The organism is Pseudomonas sp. VMV1 (assembly GCF_056790235.1).
Genome location: NZ_JBXGSE010000007.1, coordinates 68,130 through 90,137, shown reverse-complemented (window position 1 = coordinate 90,137; position 22,008 = coordinate 68,130). Strand labels below are relative to the sequence as shown.

Below are 22,008 nucleotides of genomic sequence, written 5' to 3'. Positions count from 1 at the left end.
ACAGCAAAGAAATCCCTCTGGCACGGCAGTTTCCGCACGTCTTCACACTTTTGGGTGGCGGTCGTCGCAGGTCGCGCCTCAGGCCACCTGACGTGCCAGGGGCAGCTCGGCATCGGTCTGGGCCAGCGCCACCGCACTGCCCTCCTCGCTGCGCGGTCGCAGCATCGACAGCAGGTTGGCCTCGATGGTGGCGCACAGCTTGTCCATGGTGATCTGGTGCTGGCTGTCGGCGAAGGGCGCCTGCAGATCGCTGCCGATGCGCTCCAGCGCCAGCAGCATGAAGCCGACCACGGTGGACACCAGCGGCGTGAACCAGCCCAGGGTCGACACCAGCCCCAGCGGCATGGCGATGCAGAACAGAAAGCTGAACAGCTGCGGAAAGCAGACGTAGGGATAGGGCAAGGGCGTGTTGGCGATACGCTCCATGCCGCCCTGCCAGTTGGACATGTCCACCAGGGTCTCTTCCAGTCGCGCCAGGCGGATGCTGTCCAGGCGGCCCTGGCGGTATTCGCTGGCGATCAGCTCGGCGGTGCCGGCGAGGATGTCGTTGGCGAAGTTGAGGCTGCCTTCGGCCAGCGTCAGTTCGTGACGGGCCAGATAGGGGGCCGCGGCTTGGGCCGGGTCCTGGCGCTTGAGCTGGGCGCGCAGGGCATGCAGGTAGCCCATGTGCCGGCGCAGCAACACTGCCTTGACCCTGTTCTGCGCCTTGCCGTTATCGTCGATCAAGGTCAGCACCTGGCGGCCGAAACTGCGCGAGCTGTTGACCATGGCGCCCCAGAGGGTGCGCGCCTCCCACCAGCGGGCGTAGGCGCTGCTGTTGCGAAAGCTGATCAGCACCACCAGCGCCGAGCACAGCAGAGTCAGGGGCGTGAGCGGCAGGTCGAAGCGATCCTCGACGAACAGCATGGCGTCCACCGTGACCGCCACGTCCCACAGCAGCAGGCCGAACAGCGACCAGCCGACATAGCTGAAGCTGGTACGCAGGAACTGGATCTTCTTCTGGATCGAACAAAGCTGGATCGGACTGGACATCTGGTACTCCCGGCGGCGGCGCGGATTCTCGATTCGCGGTTGCCGATACCCTCCTGTCGTCCTGCCACGGATCCTTCGACCCATCGCCGCGCCTCCTCCTGAGAATGCAACCTGTTCGCGAGACTAGTCGGCGGTCCTTAAGTCAAACTTAATCCGGACCGACCAGCGGATCATGGCAAAGTGCCGTGTTAGAGCCTTCGGCAGAGGCCTTAATGCCTCTACCAGAAGCCTTCCCGCCCACCTGACCACCGATCGGTCGTGCGCCCGCGCCGCTCGTCCGGGTTGGCGAAAATGTGATCGATCCTGCAGCCGCTCCCGTCCCCCTGTGGCTGAGGACCCACGTAGCCAGCAGCGCTTTTGGGACGGGCACCGCCCTCGTCACCAGGAGTGGCGTGCCATAATCCCGCCACCTTCGCCGTCCTAGATGCCTGCATGCCCAGAATTGTGAAAGCGAGCCTCGTGCTGCTCGCGCTCTTGGCCCTCTACAGTCTGCTCGGTTTCCTGGTCGGGCCGCGCCTCGCCCTGCACTACCTCAACCAGACGCTGGCCGAGCGTCTCACCCAGCCGGCCAGCCTGCAGGCCCTGAGCCTCAATCCCTTCACCCTGGAGCTGCACGCCGAAAAGCTGCTGATCGGTCCAGCGGAGCACCCCACGGTGGCAGCCGAGGGCCTCTATGCCGATCTGCAGTGGGACAGTATCTGGCGCCGCACCCTGCACCTGACCGAAGTACGCCTCGACCAGCCCCAGGTCGATCTACGCATCGCCAAGGGCGGCCAGGTCAATCTGGCCCAGCTCTGGCGCAGCGAACCCACCACCACCGCCGCGCCGACGCCAGCGGATGCGGAGCCGGGCCAGCCCTTCCCGGTGCATATCGAGCGCATCGCCCTGGTCGGCGGCCGACTGCATTTTCTCGATGCCCGGGGTGCCCAGCCGGTAGAAGCCACCTTCACGCCCCTGGATGCCCAGCTGCATGATTTCCGCACCCGCAGCGGCGACACCCCGGGTCAGCTGGCGCTGACCGCCACCACCGCCCAGGGCGGCCAGCTCACCTGGAAGGGCAGCCTGGACCTCCTGCCGCTACGCAGCGAAGGCGACCTGACCCTCAAGGGCGTCAGCCTCGTGCCCTGGTGGCCCTATGTGCGCAACCAGCTGCCCCTGGCGCTGGGCAAGGGGCGCCTGGAAGCCAGCACCCACTACCGCCTGGACCTGGCCAAGACCCTGCAACTGCAGCTCAGCCAGGGCCGCCTGGCGCTGGACGACGTCGCCGTGCAGGCGGTGAATGCCGAACCCAAGGCCAGCTTCAAGCGCCTGGCCGCCGAGGGCATCGGTCTGGATCTGCAGAAGCGCGAAGTCAGCATCGCCCGCCTGCGCGGCAACGGCCTGGATGCCTGGGGTAACCGCGAGCAGGACGGTACGCTCGACTGGCAGAAGCTCTTCCCCACCAGCGATGCCCCCAGCAGTGGCCCGGCCTGGCGCGTGAAGCTCGACGACGTCCAGCTCAGCGACAACCAGCTGCACCTGGTGGACCGGGTTCCCCAGGACCCGGCCAGCCTCTATTTCAGCGGCCTGGACCTGGCGCTCAAAGGCTTCGATACCGCCGGCGACAAACCCTTCGACCTGGCACTCAAGACCACCCTGGGCGATCGCGGTCGCATCACCGCCAGCGGCCAGCTGGCGCTCAGCCCCCTGCAGGGCAACTTCGACGTCGGCATCGACGAACTCAACCTGCGCCAGGCCCAGCCCTATCTCAGCCCCTATGTGCGCCTGGAGATCCGCAGCGGCCAGCTGGCCAGTCGGCTCAAGGTGGCCCTGAAACCCGGCGAGCCGCTGGGGCTCACCGTCAGCGGCGCGGCCCAGGTCACCCAGGTGCATGTGCTCGATACCCTGCACCAGCAGGACTTCATGCGCTGGCAGCTGCTGGACCTGCAGGGCATCGCCTTCACCCTTGGCAAGCAGCTGGTCATCGACAAGATCGACCTGGAACAGCCCTATGGCACCCTGGTAATCAACGAGGACCTGAGCAACAACTTCAGCGCCCTGCTGGTGCCCCAGCCCAAGCGCGAGACCAAGAACACCTCCCCGCCGCTGCAGATTCGCATCGGCGGGGTAACCATCAAGGACGGCAGCGCCGACTTCGCCGACAACAGCTTGAAGCCCGGTTTCGCCACTAACATCCAGTCGCTGGAAGGCGGCATCGGCACCCTGGACACCGCCGCCTCGAAACCGGCCGACATCCACCTCGCCGGCAAGGTCGATCGCTTCGCGCCGGTGGAGATCAAGGGACGCCTCGACCCTCTCGATCCGCTGCAGCAGCTGGACGTGACCGCCTATTTCCGCCAAGTCGAACTCACCACCCTGTCGCCCTATACCGGCAAGTTCGCCGGCTATGCGGTGCGCAAGGGGCGTCTTGACCTGGATCTGCAATACCGCATCGACGACGGCAAGCTGCAGGCGCAGAACCACGTGGTGCTCGACCAGCTGGAACTGGGCGAGCGGGTGGACAGCAAGGACGCCGTGGACCTGCCGGTACGCCTGGCCGTGGCCCTGCTCAAGGACAGCCATGGTCGCATCGACCTGCGCCTGCCGGTGGCCGGCAATCTCGACGACCCCAACTTCAGCGTCATGCCGGTGGTCTGGCAGACCCTGCGCAACGTGCTCAGCCGTGCCGTCCAGGCCCCCTTCCGCATGCTGGCGGGGCTGGCTGGCAGCCACGAAGCCGACCTCAGCGCCATCGACTTCGCGCCGGGCAGCACCACCCTCTCCGCCCAGGCCCGTGGTGACCTGGACAAGCTGGCCACGGCCCTGCGCCAGCGGCCGCAACTCACGGTGGAGGTGAAGGGGCATGCCAGCGCCGCCAGTGACGGTCGCGCCCTGGCCGCCAGCCAGCTGGAAAAGGACTTCCAGACCCAGTACTTCAACCTGCTGCAACGCCGCGGCGACAAGGTCCCGGCCGATCCGAGCCAGCTGCAGGTCCCCGCCGACATGCGTGCTCCGCTGCTGGAAGGCCTGTACCGGCTGCGTCTGCAGGCGCAACCGCCGCAGGAATGGGATAATCTTGACGATGCCACCCGCACGGCGCGCCTGCGCCAGGCGGTCCTCGAAGCCTGGAGCGGCAACGACGGTCTCCTGCGCAGCCTGGCGCAGCAACGCGCGGGCGCCATCAAGACCTATCTGGTGGACACGGCGAAACTCGATGCCCAGCGGGTCTATCTGCTGGACGTCAGCACTAAAACCCCATCCGGCGAGTCGCCCACGGCCGCGCAGTTGCAGCTCGGGGTGCTCTGACCGGTCAGGAGACCTGGACATGCGTTGCCTGCTCGCCGCCTTCACCCTGCTGGTCGCCACCGGCGCCGCCGCTGATTCCATGAGATGCGGCAACGCCCTGGTCAGCCGGGGTGATCGCGCCTTCGAAGTGCTGCAGAAATGCGGCGAACCGGTCCACCGCGACCTGGTGGGCTACGAGCTGGGCCGCAACGAACGCCGCGAGGCGGTGATCGAGGAATGGGTCTACGGCCCCAAGAACGGCGCCACTTACATCCTCACCTTCGAAGCCAACCGCCTCACTCGCATCGAGTTCCAGCGCCAATGATCCCTCGCGTTCTGCTTCTGCTGCTTCTGCTCGCCACGGGTACCAGCCAGGCCGCCTCCCTGCGCTGCGGCAGCGCCCTGGTCTCCACCGGCTCCACCACCCACGAAGTACGCGGCAAATGTGGCGAGCCGCTGAGCGTCACGCCCCTGGGCGAGCGCCAGGTCACCGACGGCTATGGCTATCGCCAGGTGGAGTTCGTCGAGGAATGGGCCTACGGCCCCTGGAACGGCATGCTCTATTTCCTCACCTTCCGCGGCGGCCGCCTGGACCAGGTGGACAGCAAGAGAGCCAACTGAGGCGACGCGCGTTGCGGCGCTCGCGTGGACGAGGCTACGCCGTCGTCCACCCTACGGCGCTGTAGCGTGAAAAACGGCGCAGCCTTTTCCACTGGATCGATAGGTTCGCGCTCGCTGCGGCATTCGTAGGTTGAGTTGAGCGCAGCGAAGCCCAACACCATCCAAGGCCTACCCACACCGTTGGGCTTCGCTACGCTCAGCGCCAACCTACGGCGCCTGGCACGGTTCCCGTAGGTTGGGTTGAGCGCCAGCGAAGCCCAACACCCCCCCCCAGGTCCACCCACGCTACTGGGCTTCGCGACGCTCAGCGTCAACCTACGGCACCTGGCACGGTTTCCGTAGGTTGGGTTGAGTGCCAGCGAAGCCCAACACCCCCCGAGGTCCACCCACACTGTTGGGCTTCGCTACGCTCAGCGCCAACCTACGGCGCCTGGCACGGTTCCCGTAGGTTGGGTTGAGCGCCAGCGAAGCCAAACACCCCCCCAAGGTCCACCCACGCTGTTGGGCTTCGCCACGCTCAGCGTCAACCTACGGCACCTGGCACGGTTTCCGTAGGTTGGGTTGAGTGCCAGCGAAGCCCAACACTACCCAAGGTCCAAGCACCCTGTTGGGCTTCGCGACGCTCAGCGCCAACCTACGGCGCTTGGCTGGCCATCCTGGGCTTCGACAGGCTGCTGCTCTGGCCCGAACGCCTGCACCGCGATCCAGCCCATGCCTGGCTGCGCGAACGGATCGTCGCCAGCCTCGTGAGCTGAACGCCGGCCTGACCAATCGACTCTCTGCATGGAGGGCATACAGCGGCTTGGCTGTTCGCCCCTGCCCTCGCCAGGCATCCTTGGTCGCCTTGTACGAACGCGGCCAGACTGCCCGCAGTCGTATGCTTCGTCTCTTCCCTTTCCGGAGTCCGCCATGGCCACGCTACGCCTCTTCACCTCGCCGTCCGCCTTTCCCAATCCGCAACGCCTGCGGCTGTTCATCCATGAAAAGGGCATTGCCGATCAGTTCGAGGAGGTCATCCTGAAGATGGCGCCCGAGGGCGAGCAGCGCCAGTGGCAGCACCTCAAGCGCAACCCTTGGGGCGAGACGCCCACCCTGGAGCTCGCCGAAGGCGGTTATCTGGCCGAGAGCGCGGCCATCGCCCGCTATCTGGACAACAGCTATCCCGGGCGCAAGGTAATGGGCGAAACGCCGCTGGAGCAGGGCCAGGACGCCATGTGGAACGACCGCATCTTCGTCCATGTGCTCTATCGCATCGTGACCATGTTCCATGTGCAGCACGAAGGCCTCGGCCACAAGCTGGAGCTGACCCACAATCCGCAGTGGGGCGAGCATTGCCGCAAGGAGGCCCTGATGCACGCGGCCCTGGTGGATCGGCACCTGGCCGATGGTCGCGAGTGGCTGCTGGGTGGCGCAGCGCCGACCTTCGCCGACATCACCCTGTGCACCGCCATCGCCTTCTCCAAGTTCCCCACCAACCAGACCCCGCTGGACGAGCGCTTCGAGCACTTGGCGGCCTTCTGGGCCCGTTGGCAGCAGCGCGACAGCTTCCGCGCGGCCTATGCCGACGGCCACAGCGGGCTGGACGAGCTGGCGTCCCTGGCACGCGGCTGACCTCGCTCCAACCACCCCCTCTCCCCCCGGGAGAGGGCCGGGGTGAGGGTCGTACCCACCTGACTCGCTAGCCGAGCCGCTCGCGCAACACCGCCAGAGACATCTCCGGACCACCGCTCCGCTCCAACCACCCCCTCTCCCCCCGGGAGAGAGCCGGGGTGAGGGTCGTACTCACCTGGCTCGCTAGCCGAGCCGTTCGCGCAACACCGCCAGAGACATCTCCGGACCACCGCTCCGCTCCAAGCACCCTCTCTCCCCCTGGGAGAGGGCCGGGGTGAGGGTCATACCCATCTAACTTTCTAGCCGAGCCGCTCGTGCAACACCGCCAGAGACATCTCCGGACCACCGCTCCGCTCCAACCACCCCCTCTCCCCCGGGAGAGGGCCGGGGTGAGGGTCGTACCCACCTGACTCGCTAGCCGAGCCGCTCGCGCAATACCGCCAGGGCCACCTCCGGCCCACCGACGACGATGCTGGCCGGTACCGCCAACATCAGGTTGAGCGGCAAGCCGAATTCCTCCAGCGTCCAACCCTCTTTATCCAGCAGCCCGGTCCCCACCCACTCGGGATGCCGCACGCGAATCCGCTCGGCCAGGCTACCTGTCTCTGGGACATAGCCCACCACCGACTTGCCCAGCGCCACCGCATAGCCCACCTCGAAGCAGGTGCCGCTGTCGGGCTCGGCGCCGCGAAAGAAATCCAGACTGGCCAGCACCCCATCAGCCTGCTCGATCAGCGCCAGATTCGCCCGATAGATCCAGGCGGCCTGCTCGCGCGGCTCGGTCAGCTCCGGGGGAATGGCGTTGTCCAGCGGAAACAGGCCCGTGCAGCCGTGACGGGCGCACAGCGCCTTGAGGGCCTCGCCGTGGGCGACGGCATCAGGCCGAAACACCTCGGGACCGGCAAGATAGAGACGGGGTGGCATAGGGAGTCCTCGCTCAAAACGGCCAGTGTAGAGGGCGGGCGAAACCTCGTCTCGGTGGCGAGGACTTCGCGCTGTACGCCAGGGTCGGCTAGACCAGCGCCGCCACGGACCGCGGTAGCGCCTCATCGAGCAGCCGGCACGCCGCTTCACCGACGCGCCGCACCCCCTCCTCCACGCCCGGGCGCTGGGCCTGGGCATAGTTCAGGCGCAGGCAATTGCGGTACTTGCCCGAGGCGGAAAAGATGCTGCCACAGGCGATCTGCACGCTCTGGGCGAGCAACTCGCGATTCAGTCTGTGGCTGTCGCAGGCCTCGGGCAGCTCCACCCACAGCAGGAAGCTGCCTTGGGGTTGGCTGACCCGGGTACCTGCGGGAAAGTAGCGCTGCACCCAGGCACTCATCAGGTCGCGATTGCGCTGGTACTGGGCGCGCATGCGCCGGACGTGCACGGTGTAGTGCCCGGCGGCGATAAATTCGGCGATGGCCAGCTGCGGTTGGGGGGCGGTGCAGCCGGTGCCTATGTACTTGAGGTGCAGGATGCGCTCGGCATAGCGCCCGGGTGCCACCCAACCGACCCTGAGCCCGGGGGCCAGGGTCTTGGAAAAGGAACTGCAGAGGATCACCCGGTCGTCTTCGTCAAAGGCCTTGAGCGCCCGCGCCCGCGGATAGCCATAGAGCAGATCGCCGTAGACGTCGTCCTCGATCACCGCTAGGTCGTGCTTGCGCGCCAGGGCCACCAGCTGGCGCTTGTTGGCCTCGGGCATGCAGTAGCCCAGGGGATTGTTGCAGCTGGGGGTGAGCTGGATGGCGCGCACCGGCCACTGCTCCAGGGCCAGTTCCAGCGCCGGCAGGCTGATGCCGGTACGCGGATCGGTGGGGATCTCCAGCGCCTTGAGGCCCTGGCCCTTGAGCGTCTGCATCACCCCGTGGAAGGTCGGCGAATCCACCGCGACGATGTCGCCCTCCTGGCAGGTGGCCCGCAGCGCCGTGGCCAGCGCCTCGTGGGCACCGCTGGTGATGACGATCTCGTCGGCGGTCAGCACGCAGCCGGCATCCAGTTGCAGTCGTGCGACCTGCTCCCGCAGCGCCGCCACACCCTGGATGCTGTCGTAGGACAGTCCGGCATTGCCTGGTCGCCGCGCCAGGCGTGCCATGCCGGCGAGCAAGGGGGCCAGGGTCGGCGCCTCGGTATCCGGCAGGCCGCGGCCGAGTTGCACCCGTACCGAATCCGGGGTGCTGGTCATCAGCTCGCGCACCGGCTCCCAGCCGGACACCTCCACCGGCCAGCGCGCCGGACGGGTCACCCGGGGCAACTCGATGACGCGTCTTTCCAGGCGGACGAAATAGCCGGACTTGGGCCGTGGCTCGACCAGGCCGCGATCCTCCAGCAGCCGATAGGCCTGTTGCACCGTAGCCAGGCTCACCCCGTGCTCCTGCGCCAGGGCCCGTACCGACGGCAGGCGTTCGCCCGGTCGATAGAGGCCCTGTTCGATACGGCGGCCGAGCGCGTCGGCCAACAGCTGATAGCGATTCATGTCCGGACTATAGCGGTGCCGGACCGGATCGCGCGCCATACAGATGGCCACGCTACCTACCATACAGCTGCCTGCTGCAAGGCGGCTGTATGGCGGACAACCGACCGGCCTGGACCTGCCCCTGGACGGGCCAACGGCGGAGCATGGGGACAGCACAGGAGAGACGCCATGCCCAGAGACGCCCGCCTTCATGATCGGACCCACACCAGCGGCTGCTGGCTGCTGTTCCAGCGCCAGCTGAGCACCCGCCGCACCCTGCTGGAGCTGTCGGACGAAGAACTGGCCGACATCGGCCTGGATCGCCTGACGGCATTGCACGAAGCCCGCCGTCCTTGGTGGCGGGTGCTACTGGACGCCTGGCGTCAGTCCGGCAGCCGCGACAACCGTGCGGCCCACTCCGCCACCGGCGCCGGTAGCTCCGGATGCCAGAGTCTGCGCCAGACTACCGTCAGCTGCTCGCGACCACCTCGCTCGCGCGGCCACAACGAAGGCTCGGCCACCAGCCGCCAGCCGCTCGTGTCGCGCTGAGCCAGCACGAAGCGAAAGCTGTGGTAACCGGTGGCACCCAGACGCAAATCGGTCACCACCAGGTCGTTGCCGAGGCGGTCGTACCTCAGCCAGTCGTCGGTGAACCAGCGCAGTCGCTGTTCGGCCGGGGAATCGGCGAGGATGGGTGCGAGCTCGCCGCCACGCGGCAGCGGGACCAGTTGCGGCGGGCGGTCGTCGAACAGGCCGACCCAGGTTTCCCGGTAGCGCTCCGGACCATCGTCCACCATGACTCGCCAGAGCAGACTGGTGAACGGCAGGGGCGCGCTGAACAGGCGCGCGTCCGCCTGCCCCTGGGTTGCCAGCACCTCGCGCACCTGGTGTTCGGCGGAATACTTGGCCACCAGCGTCCAGCCCAGATAACCCGTGGACAGCGCCAACGCCGCCACGGCCAGCCGTGGCGAGCGTCCACGCGGGCCAGCCACCAGCCCGGCGAGCACCGCCAGCAACAGTGGCAAGGTATAGAGCGGATCGATGATGAAGACGCTGGACCAGGCCACCGGGGTGCTCGGCAAAGGCCAGAACAGCTGGGTGCCGTAGGTGGTGAAGGCATCCAGCAGGGGATGGGTGATGAGCACCAGCCAGAGGGTCAGGAACAACCGGCGCTGGCTGTAACCCGGATCGCGCCAACGCCCGCACAGCCAGGTCAGCAGCAGGGCCACCCCGGTCAGCACGAACAGCGAATGGCTGAAGCCACGGTGGTAGGTCATCTCGTTCACGGCGTTACCGTAGTCGATGACCACATCGAGATCCGGCAGGGTGCCCAGAGCCGCGCCATAGAGAATGGCGCGGCGGCCCTGCCAGCGCCCCAGCAGCGCGGTCTGGACGGTGGCGCCGAGCACGGCCTGGGTCAGCGAATCCACCGGTCAGAGGTCCCGGGCGAAATCGAGCATCAGCCGCGCCAGGGCCTGGGGCGTCTGCAGCGGCATCAGGTGACCGGCACCGGGGATCACCTCCAGCCGGCTATTGGGAAAGGCCGCCAGGGTGGTCCGGCGTTGTTCCTCCGGTCCCGGCACCTGCTGGTCATCGGCGCCACAAACCAGCAGCACCGGATAATCCAGGGTCTCGATCCGGTCGCTCCAGTCTTCACGGCTGCCGTGATCGACCCAGGCACGCCAGGCCTCAAGATTCAGTCGCTGGGCGTCGGCGATCACCACTTCACGGATGGCATCGGGCAGGCGATGGGCGCTGGATTCGTCGACGAAAGCCTCGGCTTCCGTCCGGCTCTTGCCATAGGCGCGCTGAGCATCGCGATCCGCGTCGCTCATGGGCTGCGGCCCGGGCGGCGAAGGCGCCACCAGGATCAGGCCGACCAGATACTCCGGCCGCCGCGCCGCCAGTACCACGGCAACCTTGCCAGTCATCGAGTGGCCGACCAGGATGCAACGATCAAGGCCCAGGGCGCGGATGCTGGCATCCACCTGATCGGCCATCTCGGCCACGCTGTAACCGTCGACCTCGGCGGCATCGCCAAAGCCCGGGGTATCGAGCGCCACGCAGCGGTGTTCGCCATCCAGGTAGGGGGCGGTGGGAAACCAGGTGCGGTGGGAACCGCCGAGAAAGTGCATGAGCACGAAGGTGGGCGAACCACTGCCCTGCTGACTGTGGGGAAGCATCGGAAGTCCTCGGTGCGGGGCTGAAGGCAGGCACTTCTCAGATGGAGAGACGGGCAGCACGCTAAGTTCCGCCTCGCCAAGGCCTCGCAACCCAGGCCGCGCGGGTCGGTCTCATCCAGGGCCCCCTCTTCCAGGAGTCCACCATGACCGATCTGTCGCGCTTTCCCATCACCCAGCGCTGGCCCGCCCGGCATCCCGAGCGCCTGCAGCTCTATTCGCTGCCCACGCCCAATGGCGTCAAGGTCGCCATCCTGCTGGAGGAACTCGGCCTACCCTACGAGGTGCATCGCATCGACTTCGGCCAGGACGACCAGCACACCGCGGAATTTCTCTCGCTGAGCCCCAACAACAAGATCCCCGCCCTCCTCGACCCCAACGGTCCCGGCGGCGAACCCCTGGGGCTGTTCGAATCCGGCGCTATCCTGCTCTATCTCGCGGAAAAGACCGGACGCCTGCTACCCCAGGAGCCGGCCCGGCGCTACCAGGCCATCCAGTGGCTGATGTTCCAGATGGGGGCATCGGTCCCATGTTCGGTCAGCTCGGCTTCTTCACCACCTTCGCTGGCAAGGACATCGAAGACCCGCGGCCTCGCGAGCGCTATGTAGCAGAAGCCCGGCGACTGCTCGGCGTCCTGGACGGCCAACTCAGGGGCCGCACCTGGATCCTGGGCGAGGACTACAGCCTCGTCGACATCGCCACCTTCCCCTGGATCCGCACTCTGCTGGAGGTCTACCAGGTGGCTGACCTGGTCGGCTTCCAAGACTTTCCCGACGTCCGCCGCGCGCTCGACACCTTCCTTGCCCGCCCGGCAGTGCAACGCGGCCTGCAGATCCCGGCTGCGCCCTGATGCTCCCCGACGCTGAAATGCAGTTGCGCCAGTGGCGAGCGGAGGATGGCCCGGCGTTCGCCAAGCTGAATGCCGATCCCGAAGTGATGCGCCACTTTCCCGCCTGCCTGGATCGGGCCGCCAGCGATGCGCTGCTCGAACGCTGCCGCCAGGGCATCGCCGAGCGTGGCTGGGGCTTCTGGGCGCTGGAGCGCTACACCGATGGCGCACTGCTCGGTTTGCTGGGCATCAGCCCGGCACCGGCCGATCTGCCCTTCACTCCCGCCGTCGAAATCGGCTGGCGCCTGGCACGTCCCTATTGGGGCCAGGGCTATGCCACCGCCGGTGCCCAACTGGCCCTGGCCTGTGCCTTCGACACTCTCGCACTCGAAGAGGTGGTCGCCTTCACTGCCGCCTCCAATCAGCCCTCGCTGGCCGTGATGCGTCGCCTGGCGATGACTGACGCCGGTCACTTCGAACATCCGCGCCTGCCCCCAGGCCATCCGCGGCGGCCGCATCGGTTGTTTCGGCTGAGCCGAGCACGCTGGACTACCGCGCGCATGGCAGCCGAGTAGACTGACTGCTACTTCCAGGCAGAGCAGCATCGATGACCGCAGGGCTGGATGGGAAGGACACGACCGCGATAGTCGAGAACGCCCATTGGCGCCTCGGTTATCGGCAGGATGCTCGGTATCCCGGTTGCTTGATCCTGAGTAGTCAAAGATGCGCTAGCGACCTTAACGAACTCGACGCAGCCAGCCTGGCTGACCTTGGCGGGCAACTGAGCTTCGCCGAGAGACTTCTAAAGCACTGCTATGCGCCGCACAGAGTGGTGTTCTACAAGCTGGGTTTTTCCGCGGGATTCTCCTTTCATTTTCACATTGCGCCGATCACGCGCGCACTGTTGGGCGAAATTGCGGCCCATCCCCGCTACAGCGACGCCCCAGACGGCAACGATGCCATCCTCTTTCTGAGCCGCGAATATGGCGAGCGAGCCCTCACGCCCGAGGAACGACAGGCACAAGAAATCGAGATCGCGCGCCTCAGGGAGACGGCCAACGAGCTCTTGAGCCCATCACCTCACGCCCCTAGCCAGCCAACGTAGTCACAACGCCATAACCCACCCGACTGCTGCTAGAGCATCGCCATCCGCAGGATTAAACTGCGCGGATGTCCCGCTCAGAACGCTTGTTCGATCTGCTCCAAGCCTTGCGCCGGCACCGCCGCGCCGTGAGTGGCCGTGCCTTGGCCGCGGAAACGGGGGTCAGTCTGCGCACCCTGTACCGCGACATCGCCAGCCTGCAATCGCTGGGTGCGGCCATCGAGGGCGAACCGGGTGTCGGCTATATCCTCAAGCCGGGTTTTCTGCTGCCACCGCTGATGTTCACGCCCGAAGAACTGGAGGCCCTGGTCCTCGGCTCGCGCTGGGTAGCAGAACGCACCGATGGCAGCCTGGCAGCGGCGGCCGGCAATGCCCTGGCGCGGATCTCCGCGGTCCTGCCGAGTGAGCTGCAAAATGAGTTGGCCATGACCACCCTGCTCATCGGACCGAGTCGGGAAACACCTCGCAACCAGGTCGATCCGGCGATCCTGCGTCACGCCATACGCCAGGAAACCAAGCTCATCCTGGTCTATCGCGATGCCGCTGACAGCGAATCCCAGCGCACCATCTGGCCCTTCGCACTGGCCTACTTCGACGCCGCACGGGTGCTGCTCGGCTGGTGTGAGTTGCGTAAGGACTTCCGCAGCTTTCGTGCCGATCGCATCGTCTCGGTACAGCCCTGCGAAGAACGCTATCCACAGCGCCGTCAGAGCCTGCTCAGGGACTGGCGAAGGCAGATGGAACGCCAGGGTTCCGTCCCTGCCTGACTGCTGCCAGAAACTGGCAGCAGGGGGTCCTAGACTGGGCGGCATCACCACAGAGGAGATGCGCCATGCACTACAGCACCAGTCTGATGTTCTACGTTACCGACGTCCGTACCAGCCGGAATTTCTACGTCGAATTGCTCGATCTCACCCCAGTCGAGGACGGCCCTGGCTTCGCCCTCTTCGTGCTCCCGTCCGGTCTCGCCCTGGGCTTGTGGGCAAGGGACGCCGTGGTTCCCGCGGTTGGCGCGGGCAGTGCGACGGGTGAACTGGGCTTCAAGGTGGCCAGCATGCCGGCGGTGGATGAGCTGTATGACCGCTGGCGCACGCGGGGCGCCGAGGAACTCTTACCGCCAACCAACCTGCCGTTCGGCCGCAGCTTCGTCGTACTCGATCCTGACGGTAACCGGCTGCGGGGCTATGCGGTGCATCCCGACTGACTCCTGCTAGCGGCCTCGCTCAGCAGCCGGCACACCTCATGCCAGCTGCTGACGCAAGACCCGTATGGTACAAACCCTTAGCAGCCTCGATCCTGCGAGACGTCCAGCCCTGTCCAGGTCGCCGCACCATGACACTAGCCAATCCAGCACTAGCGCAGCTGACTGTCCTTGCTCGCACGGCGGTTGTAGCCGCCGGCGCGCTGGTCTTCCGCGTCCTGCTCGGATTGGCAGCGGATGCACAGGTGTACACCCGGGACCGCCTGGCGGCGCGCCTCGGGGATGGCGTCGCCGCACTCCTCGCAATGGGTGAGGCTCGCGCCTCGGTGCAGACGGCTGCGAGCGCGTTGCACCGCATCGTCCACCGTGCTGTCGATCTGTTCCTGAACCGCGCCGTCTCCGGCCCACCCGTTGGCCATGGCTGATCTCCCACTGCGTTGCCTTGATACCCATTGGAAGCGAAGCTCGCGCAGATGTTCGCTGCCGTCCAGCGTCCGCCCGTCGTGCTGGCGGTGGCTGTCGCTGCTGGTGTTGGCCATGACGCTGTCAGGTTGCTCCAGCCGCCTGCTGCTGCGCCAGGTCACGGTTGGTCTGTGCGAGCCCAATGCCCGGCTGACCGGCCTGCCCGCCCCCTGCCGCCAGGTGGTCAGGGATCCCGGCTTCGCCGTGCTGCGTGCACCCGGCGAGCGCCAGCATTTCATCCTGGTACCCCTGCGCCCCCTGCGCGGGCTGGAGAGCCCGGCCCTGTGGCAGCCCGGCCAACCCGACTGGTTCGGCTGGGCCTGGCGCCAGCGCTGGTATCTGAGCGCCTGGGGCAAGGCGCCGGTGACGGACGCCCAGATCGCCCTCGCCCTCAATGCTCCCAGCGGTCGCAGCCAGGATCAGTTGCACGTGCACCTCGCCTGCCTGCGTCCCGCGCTGCGCCAGCAGCTGTGGCAACTCGCGCCAGACATCGATGAACACTGGCGCGCCCTGCCCGTGGACCTGGCCGGGAGTCGCTATCAGGCGCGCCGTCTGAGCGAGACGCAGCTGCTGGCGGCGGACTTCTTCCCGGCCCTGGCCAGGCAGCCGCCCTATCCGCTGCCGGATCCACGCCTGTCGCTGGCCGTGGTGGCGCTGCCAAGCCAGGATGCCAGCCGTCAGTTCCTGCTGCTGGCCGGACGTGCGGGCAGTCAGCCTGACGACCAGGGCTCGGCGGAACGACTGCTGGCCGCGGACTGCCGGGGAACGTCCCTGCCGTTGGCGACTCAATAGCGCCAGCGCGCCAGGAGGCCCCATGCCGCACGAATTTCAAGAACTCTTCGACTTCATCGACCAGTTGCTCGCCTGGTCTGACTTCTATCTCAAATCCGCGCTGCTGCTCTGCGGCCTGGGCATGGTCGCAGGCGCGATCACCTGGAAGCGCTGGTGGGGCAAGGCATTGGCCTTTGGTTGCGCAGGCCTGGGCGCACTGGCAGCCGTCAGCCTGGATCTGCTCCGCCGGCTTTGAACACTCTTGAAAGCTATTGGGCTGGCCGCGCGCCTTCCGTCACCGAAGGTATGGCGGCAAGATGACACTAATCGTCGCTTTCCACCGCCAAAGCTTGAACTGTTTCACCGTCTCGAACAGAGGGCGCTACGGGTTGGCGGATAGATCGCGGCAGCTTGCTAGGGTACTGCCCCACAATAATCCGGCCTGGTCATCACGGCCTTCATCTTTTCAGCTCACGCATACAGACCCGATCATGCCCATGTCCCCATCTCGCCTGCTGTCCCGCCTTCCCCATCTCGGCTTCTGCCTGGCCGCCTCCCTCGCCTCCTTCGTCGGTACCGCTGTCGCTCAGGAAGGCAATGCCCGTTGGGTCAGTGACAGCCTGACTACCTACGTCCGCAGCGGCCCCACCGATGGCTATCGCATCGTCGGCACCCTCAAGTCCGGGCAGAAGGTCGAGCTGATCAGCACCCAGGGCGACTACAGCCAGGTGCGCGGCGAAGGCGGCAGCACCGTCTGGATTCCCAACAGCGACCTGCAGGACAAGCCCGGCCAGGCCGAGCGCCTGCCGCAGCTGGAGCAGCAGGTAGCCGAACTGAGCGGCCAGCTCAAGACCATCGATGACAGCTGGAAGAATCGCGTCCAGGGCATGCAGGAGACCCTGGATTCGCGCAAGCAGCAGATCGACGAACTGGAGAGCCGCCGCAAGGACCTCGACGCCCAGCTCACCCAGGCCCAGTCGGAACTGCGCAGCACCCAGGCCAAACTTGGCAACGAGAACAAGCAGGCGCTGATGCAATACATGGTCTATGGCGGCAGCATTGCCGGCGCGGGCCTGCTGGCCGGCTTGATCCTGCCCTCCATGACCCGCGGCAGGAAGAAGAACGACCGCTGGTTCTAGTGGATAGCGGTCGATAGCGGTTCCGTCCTGGCGGCTGGGCGGAACCCGGGGTCACGGCCCGGGCGTCAAAGAGGCAGCACTTCTGCTAACGTGGCCCGACGCCTTCCGCCCAGACGAGCCCCCATGCCCGACACCCCCCGCTTTCGCATCCAGCAGGTCGAGACCCTTTCCGATGACTGGGGCCTGCTCAAGAAGACCACCTTCGACTACCTGCGCCGCGACGGCAGCTGGCAACGCCAGACCCGGGAGACCTACGACCGTGGCAATGGCGCCACCATCCTGCTCTACGACCGTGCAAGACGCACTGTCCTGCTGATCCGTCAGTTCCGCCTGCCCACCCTGGGCAACGGCCTGGACGACGGCCTGCTGGTGGAGACCCCCGCCGGCCTGCTCGACGCGGCCGCGCCCGAAGCGCGCATCAAGGCCGAGGTCGAGGAAGAGACCGGTTACCGCCTGGACAACGTCCAGCACCTGTTCGACGCCTTCATGAGCCCCGGCTCGGTGACCGAGCTGCTGCATTTCTTCGCCGGTGAATACCAGGCCGACCAGCGCATCGCCGAGGGCGGTGGCCTGCACGAGGAAGGCGAGGACATCGAGCTGCTGGAGTTACCCTTCGACGAAGCCCTGGCCATGGCGCGCGACGGTCGGCTGCTGGATGGCAAGACCATCATGCTGCTGCAGTACGCCGCCCTCTACCTGCTGCCGCGCTAGCCCATGGAGCTGATCCGCAGCCGCATCGAGCGGCAGGTGATGAGCCTCACCGGCCTATCCCTGGGTGAGGTCGACTACGAACAGCCGGTGGGCGATCCCGGGTTGTTCGGGCCGGCCAGCGTCCCCTGGCGGGTGCACAGCGACTTCACCTGCATGCTGATCGGCGGCATCGCCGCCCTGCTCATGCAGACCCTGCATCCGCTGGCCCTGGCGGGCGTCTGGGATCACTCGAAATTTCGCGAAGACATGCTCGGCCGCCTGCGGCGTACCGGCCAGTTCATTGCCGCCACCACCTTTGGCAGCCGCGGCGACGCCGAGCGGCTGATCGCCCGGGTCCAGGCCATCCACCGCCACATTCGAGGCCAAGCCGCCGATGGCCGTCCCTACAGCGCCGAAGACCCGGCGCTGCTGACCTGGGTGCACGTGGCCGAGGTCAGTCATTTCCTGGCGGCCTACCTGCGCTACTACGATCCGCACCTTTCAGGGACGGAACAGGATCGCTACTACGCCGAGATCGCCCTGGTGGCCGAGCGCCTGGGTGCGACCGAGGTCCCTCGTTCGCGGGCGGAGATCGCCGCCTACTACCAGGCGATTCGTCCGCAGCTGGTCTGCGATGACCGCAGCCGAGAGGTCTGCCGGGTGCTGCTGCAGGCACCCGCGCCCAGCGCCCTGGCCAAGCCCTTCGGTGCCCTGATGATGCAGGCCGGCATCGACCTCTTGCCCGACTGGGCCAGCGAGGAGCTGGGTTTCCAGCAGGGCCCGCTGCAACGGCGGCTGATTCGCACGGGCATCGGCGCGACCGCCCCGGTGCTGCGCTGGGCGGTGCGCAACGGCTCCTCGCATCGGGCCAGACGGCGGATGGGGATTGAGACGTGAGCTGATCGCGGCCATGGGCCGCTCCTACAGGTTTCAGGGTTTGTAGGAGCGGCCGCATCGGCGGACCACCATGGCCGCGATTAAGCCCATCGAAGGATGTGACCAGCCGTAGGTTGGGCTGAGACGGCACTATCGTCGAAGCCCAACAGCCCGAGGTACGCCGAGGCACCGTTGGGCTTCACTTCGCTCAACCCAACCTACGCCACCGGTTAGCACCGTAGGTTGGGCTGAGACGGCTCCATCGTCGAAGCCCAACAGCCTGAGGTACGCCAAGTCACCGTTGGGCTTCGCTGTGCTCAACCCAGCCTACACCACCGGTTAGCGCCGTAGGTTGGGTTGAGACGGCTTTATCGTCGAAGCCCAACAGCCCAAGGTACGCTAAGTCACCGTTGGGCTTCGCTGCGCTCAACCCAACCTACGGCCTTTCCTGCCTACAACATCCGCACCTTGATCGACCGCCCCTTGATCTTGCCCTCGCTCAGGCGCTGCAGTGCCTGGCGGGCGATGTCGCGCTCCACGGCGACGAAGGCCTGGTTGTCGAACAGGGTGATCTTGCCGATCTTGGCACCGGGCAGGCCAGCGTCGCCGGTCAGGGCGCCGAGGATGTCGCCCGGGCGCAGCTTGTCCTTCTTGCCCGCCGCCAGGGCCAGGGTGTGCATGGTCGGCACCAGCGGTTCCGGGGTATCACGCAGGGCGCCGAGCGGCTGCCAGTCCAACGGCGAACCCTGCTGTACCTCGATGGCCTGGGCGCGGCTGGCCTCGGCCGGGGCCACCAGCGACAGCGCCAGGCCCTGTTCCCCGGCACGACCACTGCGGCCGATGCGGTGCACATGCACCGCCGGATCACGGGACAGCTCCACGTTGATCACGGCTTCCAGGCCGGCCACGTCGATGCCGCGCGCGGCCACGTCGGTGGCCACCAGCACACAGAGGCTGCGATTGGCGAACATCGCCAGCACCTGGTCCCGTTCGCGCTGTTCCAGATCACCATGCAGGGCAGCGGCGGAGATGCGCTGGGCATGCAGCGCCTCGACCACCTCCTGGCACTGCTGGCGGGTCTGGCAGAAGGCCACGGCGCTGGCCGGGCGATGGTGCCGCAGGAGGCGCACCACGGCGGCCAGGCGGTCCTGGGCGGCGATCTCATAGAAGCGCTGGCGGATCTGGGTCTCGCTGTGCTGGCTCTCGACGCTGATGCGCAGCGGCGCGCGCAGATAATCCTCGGCGAGGCGTTCGATACCCTCCGGGTAGGTGGCGGAAAACAGCAGCGTCTGCCGTCGCGCCGGGGTCTGCCGGAGGATATCGGCGATGGCCTCGATGAAGCCCATGTCGAGCATGCGGTCAGCCTCGTCGAGCACCGCGACATTGAGCCCGTCCAGCACCAGGGTGCCCTTGCGCAAGTGCTCCTGCACCCGGCCCGGGGTGCCGACGATCACCTGGGCGCCGTGCTCCAGGGAAGCGATCTGCGGCCCCAGCGGCATGCCGCCGCAGAGGGTCAGGATCTTGAGATTGGGCGTGGTCCGCGCCAGGCGGCGCAACTCGCGGGCGACCTGGTCCGCCAGCTCGCGCGTCGGGCACAGCACCAGGGCCTGGCAACCGAAATAGCGCGGATTGAGCCCTGTCAGCAGGCCGATGCCGAAGGCGGCCGTCTTGCCCGAACCGGTCTTGGCCTGGGCGATGAGGTCCTGGCCCTTGAGGATGATCGGCAGGCTGGCCGCCTGGATAGGCGTCATGCTCAGGTAGCCGAGTTCGGCCAGGTTGGCCTGCATGGCCTCGGCCAGCGGCAGGGATTCGAAGGATGCGGGCACGGGAGTCCTGGAAACGGCTGGTAAAGGTTTACCAGTCTAGCAGAAGGGTGCCCACTCTCCTCTGCATGGACGCTGGACCAGCGCCTACCTATGCTTAGCGGTACGACAACTCAAGGAAGCTCCACCATGTTCGACCGGCCTGTGCTCTACACCCATCCCATGTCCCGCGGACGCGTCGTGCGCTGGCTGCTGGAGGAGCTCGGGCAGCCCTATGAGGTGCAGCGGATCGACTACGGCCCGGCGATGAAATCGCCGGCCTATCGCGCCATCAATCCCATGGGCAAGGTTCCCGCGCTGCGGCACGGCGCGGCCCTGGTGACCGAGACGGCGGCCATCTGCGCCTATCTCGCCGACGCCTTTCCCGCCGCAGGTCTCGCGCCACCGTTGAGCGATCCGGCACGTGGCAGCTACTACCGCTGGCTGTTCTTCGCGGCCGGTCCGCTGGAAGCGGCGACCACCAACCAGGCGCTGGGCGTCACCTTGCCCGAAGATCCGCAAAAACGCGGCGCGGTCGGCTATGGCAGTCTCGCCGAGGTGCTGGATACCCTCGAAGCGGCCCTAGCACCCGGTGAATACCTGGTGGACGACCGCTTCACCGCGGCCGATGTCTACGTCGGCGCTCATCTCGCCTGGGGCATGGCCTTTGGCACCATCGAGAAGCGGCCGCACTTCGAACGCTATGTCGCCGGACTGGTAAGCCGTCCGGCCGCAGTGCGCGCGCGCGAACTCGATGACGCCGAGCTCGCCACGCTCAACTAGGTGCCCGCGTCTACAGTTCCACCGGTCCACGCGGATGATGCAACGGGCAACCGTTGCGCTCGCTGCGGAACTGCGAAGACATCTCGTAGGCCGGCTGCCGCGATCTCATGATCCCACCCAGCGGGCGATGCGCGGCCAGGCCATGCCAGGGGCTGAACACCATGCCATCGTCCACCTCGCGGGAGCGTGCCTCGTTCCAGGCCGGTTGCGGCCGGACCTCCAGGCGCGCAACGGTCACATAGGGGGTCAGGTCTTCCGGCCAGACCACCGAGGCGTCCTCGATGGGCGTCTGCTCGATGTCGACACCCAGCTGCACGCGGATCTCCCAGACGCCACCCTGATGGGCGAAATGCGCGTTGACTGCTTCGCGCAGGCCGTCGGGCTTGCCGTTGACCTCCACCGGGGCATCGGTCAGGGCAGTCAGCTCGGGCGCTACCGGGACCACGCTGAGCTTGGCGAAATAGGGGCCGTAGAGGAAGGGCACCATGGTGTAGAAGGTCTCGCCAAGGATGTGGGTTTCCGGGTGCCCGCCGAGACTCTTGAGCGTGGGACTTTCGCCACCAAAGGCCTCCACCACCTTCTCGGCACCGCGCAGCACCGCCGAGGCTGCCTTCTTCAGGCCTTCGCCACGGTCAGTGGTCTTGGCCAGCAGCTTGAGCGTCTTGAGAAAGGTCTTGGGATCCGGCGCGGTAAAGGCCGGCGCGTTCTGCATGACGAAATCCTGGGTCACCTGCCCTTCGCTGCCAGGCAGGCGCTCGCCCGGCACGTCGATCAGCTTGAGCGCCAGGCCCCGCGGGGTGGAGACGCTGTCGGCCAGGATGTCGCCGGGATTGGTCGAGAATCTCAGCACCGCGGCATAGCTGCCCGGCACGGCGAAGGCGCCCTGGGCATAGGCCGGTGGCAGACCATCCAGCACCGTCACCTGGCCCGTGAGCAGACCATGACTCTTGGCGTGCACGCTACGGATGGCATGGCCGCCATTGGCATAGGTGGTCTCGGTAATGTCCCTCATGGCCGCGACCATCTCGCGAACGGTCTCGGCTTCATCATCCGGCGCCTGTTCGAAGGCGGGCTGGAACGGCAGCGGGTGGACAGCGGCAGGCGTGGTCATCTCGGGACTCCTCGGGTGCCGTCAATCGGACGCGACGGTCAGCCAATGGACCGCTATCGCGCTAACGACGTTCAACCGGCCACGGTCACCTCCGATA

At 66.8% G+C, this 22,008-nt stretch carries 22 protein-coding genes and 3 pseudogenes; 17 read left to right on the top strand and 8 right to left on the bottom strand.

Features of this window, described 5'->3' with window-relative positions:
* Nucleotides 1-78: 78 nt before the first annotated feature.
* Nucleotides 79-1,032, bottom strand: a complete 954-nt coding sequence (locus ACUCV0_RS19520) for a bestrophin family protein (RefSeq protein WP_482213428.1) — start codon at nucleotides 1,030-1,032, stop codon at nucleotides 79-81.
* Nucleotides 1,033-1,464: 432 nt separating this feature from the next.
* On the opposite strand from ACUCV0_RS19520, the gene ACUCV0_RS19515 reads away from it, so the two are divergent.
* The 5 genes and pseudogenes from ACUCV0_RS19515 (at nucleotide 1,465) to ACUCV0_RS19495 (ending at nucleotide 6,528) form a co-directional block, all read left to right on the top strand.
* Complete coding sequence (locus tag ACUCV0_RS19515) at nucleotides 1,465-4,317, top strand: DUF748 domain-containing protein (protein ID WP_482213427.1); 2,853 nt, start codon at nucleotides 1,465-1,467, stop codon at nucleotides 4,315-4,317.
* Nucleotides 4,318-4,336: 19 nt separating this feature from the next.
* Entirely contained in the window at nucleotides 4,337-4,621 is a 285-nt protein-coding gene (locus ACUCV0_RS19510) for a DUF2845 domain-containing protein (RefSeq protein WP_482213426.1), read from the top strand.
* Entirely contained in the window at nucleotides 4,618-4,917 is a 300-nt protein-coding gene (locus tag ACUCV0_RS19505) for a DUF2845 domain-containing protein (RefSeq protein ID WP_323148536.1), read from the top strand. Before ACUCV0_RS19510 ends, ACUCV0_RS19505 begins: the two co-directional genes overlap by 4 nt.
* 647 nt (nucleotides 4,918-5,564) lie before the next feature.
* Nucleotides 5,565-5,672, top strand: a pseudogene (locus ACUCV0_RS19500) (LysR family transcriptional regulator); the annotation flags it as partial.
* 154 nt (nucleotides 5,673-5,826) lie between these two features.
* Nucleotides 5,827-6,528, top strand: coding sequence for a glutathione S-transferase family protein (locus ACUCV0_RS19495; protein ID WP_059316260.1), 702 nt, complete (start codon nucleotides 5,827-5,829; stop codon nucleotides 6,526-6,528).
* Nucleotides 6,529-6,942: 414 nt separating this feature from the next.
* Here the strand turns inward: ACUCV0_RS19495 and ACUCV0_RS19490 are convergent, their stop codons facing one another.
* Both ACUCV0_RS19490 and ACUCV0_RS19485 read right to left on the bottom strand, forming a co-directional pair.
* The gene (locus tag ACUCV0_RS19490) at nucleotides 6,943-7,452 is read right to left on the bottom strand and encodes a nucleoside 2-deoxyribosyltransferase (protein ID WP_482213425.1); all 510 of its coding nucleotides are present in this window, start codon (nucleotides 7,450-7,452) and stop codon (nucleotides 6,943-6,945) included.
* 88 nt (nucleotides 7,453-7,540) lie between these two features.
* Nucleotides 7,541-8,986: an aminotransferase-like domain-containing protein gene (locus ACUCV0_RS19485; protein WP_482213508.1), complete on the bottom strand. Its 1,446-nt coding sequence runs from the start codon at nucleotides 8,984-8,986 to the stop codon at nucleotides 7,541-7,543.
* 168 nt (nucleotides 8,987-9,154) lie between these two features.
* Here ACUCV0_RS19485 and ACUCV0_RS19480 point away from each other — a divergent pair.
* A pseudogene (locus ACUCV0_RS19480) lies at nucleotides 9,155-9,262 on the top strand (hypothetical protein); the annotation flags it as partial.
* 86 nt (nucleotides 9,263-9,348) lie between these two features.
* Here ACUCV0_RS19480 and ACUCV0_RS19475 read toward each other — a convergent pair.
* Both ACUCV0_RS19475 and ACUCV0_RS19470 read right to left on the bottom strand, forming a co-directional pair.
* Entirely contained in the window at nucleotides 9,349-10,395 is a 1,047-nt protein-coding gene (locus ACUCV0_RS19475) for a metal-dependent hydrolase (RefSeq protein WP_482213424.1), read from the bottom strand.
* Nucleotides 10,396-10,398: 3 nt separating this feature from the next.
* Nucleotides 10,399-11,148 carry an alpha/beta fold hydrolase gene (locus tag ACUCV0_RS19470; protein WP_482213423.1) on the bottom strand — a complete coding sequence of 250 codons (750 nt, stop codon included), beginning with the start codon at nucleotides 11,146-11,148 and terminating at the stop codon, nucleotides 10,399-10,401.
* 143 nt (nucleotides 11,149-11,291) lie between these two features.
* Between ACUCV0_RS19470 and ACUCV0_RS19465 the strand changes: the two are divergent.
* From ACUCV0_RS19465 to ACUCV0_RS19445, 5 genes and pseudogenes are all read left to right on the top strand, one after another.
* Nucleotides 11,292-11,995, top strand: a pseudogene (locus ACUCV0_RS19465) (glutathione S-transferase N-terminal domain-containing protein).
* Complete coding sequence (locus ACUCV0_RS19460; RefSeq protein ID WP_482213422.1) at nucleotides 11,995-12,549, top strand: GNAT family N-acetyltransferase; 555 nt, start codon at nucleotides 11,995-11,997, stop codon at nucleotides 12,547-12,549. Before ACUCV0_RS19465 ends, ACUCV0_RS19460 begins: the two are co-directional and overlap by 1 nt.
* Nucleotides 12,550-12,581: 32 nt before the next feature.
* Entirely contained in the window at nucleotides 12,582-13,079 is a 498-nt protein-coding gene (locus tag ACUCV0_RS19455; RefSeq protein ID WP_271653102.1) for a hypothetical protein, read from the top strand.
* Between the two features lie 65 nt (nucleotides 13,080-13,144).
* The gene (locus tag ACUCV0_RS19450) at nucleotides 13,145-13,843 is read left to right on the top strand and encodes a helix-turn-helix transcriptional regulator (RefSeq protein ID WP_059316268.1); all 699 of its coding nucleotides are present in this window, start codon (nucleotides 13,145-13,147) and stop codon (nucleotides 13,841-13,843) included.
* 65 nt (nucleotides 13,844-13,908) lie between these two features.
* Entirely contained in the window at nucleotides 13,909-14,280 is a 372-nt protein-coding gene (locus ACUCV0_RS19445) for a VOC family protein (protein ID WP_059316269.1), read from the top strand.
* Nucleotides 14,281-14,429: 149 nt separating this feature from the next.
* On the opposite strand, the gene ACUCV0_RS19440 is transcribed toward ACUCV0_RS19445, so the two are convergent.
* A complete protein-coding gene (locus tag ACUCV0_RS19440; protein ID WP_017642690.1) occupies nucleotides 14,430-14,696 on the bottom strand; it encodes a DksA/TraR family C4-type zinc finger protein in 267 nt (88 codons plus the stop codon).
* A gap of 118 nt (nucleotides 14,697-14,814) precedes the next feature.
* Here ACUCV0_RS19440 and ACUCV0_RS19435 point away from each other — a divergent pair, with 118 nt between their 5' ends.
* From ACUCV0_RS19435 to ACUCV0_RS19415, 5 genes are all read left to right on the top strand, one after another.
* On the top strand, nucleotides 14,815-15,531 hold the full coding sequence (locus ACUCV0_RS19435; protein WP_482213421.1) for a CDP-diacylglycerol diphosphatase: 717 nt from the start codon (nucleotides 14,815-14,817) through the stop codon (nucleotides 15,529-15,531).
* Between the two features lie 22 nt (nucleotides 15,532-15,553).
* A complete protein-coding gene (locus tag ACUCV0_RS19430) occupies nucleotides 15,554-15,766 on the top strand; it encodes a hypothetical protein (RefSeq protein ID WP_059316272.1) in 213 nt (70 codons plus the stop codon).
* Between the two features lie 241 nt (nucleotides 15,767-16,007).
* Nucleotides 16,008-16,649, top strand: a complete 642-nt coding sequence (locus ACUCV0_RS19425; protein WP_442964853.1) for a TIGR04211 family SH3 domain-containing protein — start codon at nucleotides 16,008-16,010, stop codon at nucleotides 16,647-16,649.
* Between the two features lie 123 nt (nucleotides 16,650-16,772).
* Nucleotides 16,773-17,360 (top strand): NUDIX domain-containing protein, encoded by a 588-nt coding sequence (locus tag ACUCV0_RS19420; protein ID WP_271653105.1) that lies wholly within the window; start codon nucleotides 16,773-16,775, stop codon nucleotides 17,358-17,360.
* 3 nt (nucleotides 17,361-17,363) lie between these two features.
* Nucleotides 17,364-18,236 carry an oxygenase MpaB family protein gene (locus ACUCV0_RS19415; protein WP_059316275.1) on the top strand — a complete coding sequence of 291 codons (873 nt, stop codon included), beginning with the start codon at nucleotides 17,364-17,366 and terminating at the stop codon, nucleotides 18,234-18,236.
* 431 nt (nucleotides 18,237-18,667) lie between these two features.
* Here the strand turns inward: ACUCV0_RS19415 and dbpA are convergent, their stop codons facing one another.
* Nucleotides 18,668-20,041 carry an ATP-dependent RNA helicase DbpA gene (dbpA, locus tag ACUCV0_RS19410; RefSeq protein WP_271653107.1) on the bottom strand — a complete coding sequence of 458 codons (1,374 nt, stop codon included), beginning with the start codon at nucleotides 20,039-20,041 and terminating at the stop codon, nucleotides 18,668-18,670.
* Between the two features lie 126 nt (nucleotides 20,042-20,167).
* On the opposite strand from dbpA, the gene ACUCV0_RS19405 reads away from it, so the two are divergent.
* Nucleotides 20,168-20,800, top strand: coding sequence for a glutathione S-transferase family protein (locus ACUCV0_RS19405; protein WP_059316276.1), 633 nt, complete (start codon nucleotides 20,168-20,170; stop codon nucleotides 20,798-20,800).
* Nucleotides 20,801-20,810: 10 nt separating this feature from the next.
* Here ACUCV0_RS19405 and ACUCV0_RS19400 read toward each other — a convergent pair whose 3' ends face one another.
* Nucleotides 20,811-21,911, bottom strand: a complete 1,101-nt coding sequence (locus ACUCV0_RS19400) for a catalase family protein (RefSeq protein WP_271653108.1) — start codon at nucleotides 21,909-21,911, stop codon at nucleotides 20,811-20,813.
* Between the last annotated feature and the right edge of the window lie 97 nt (nucleotides 21,912-22,008).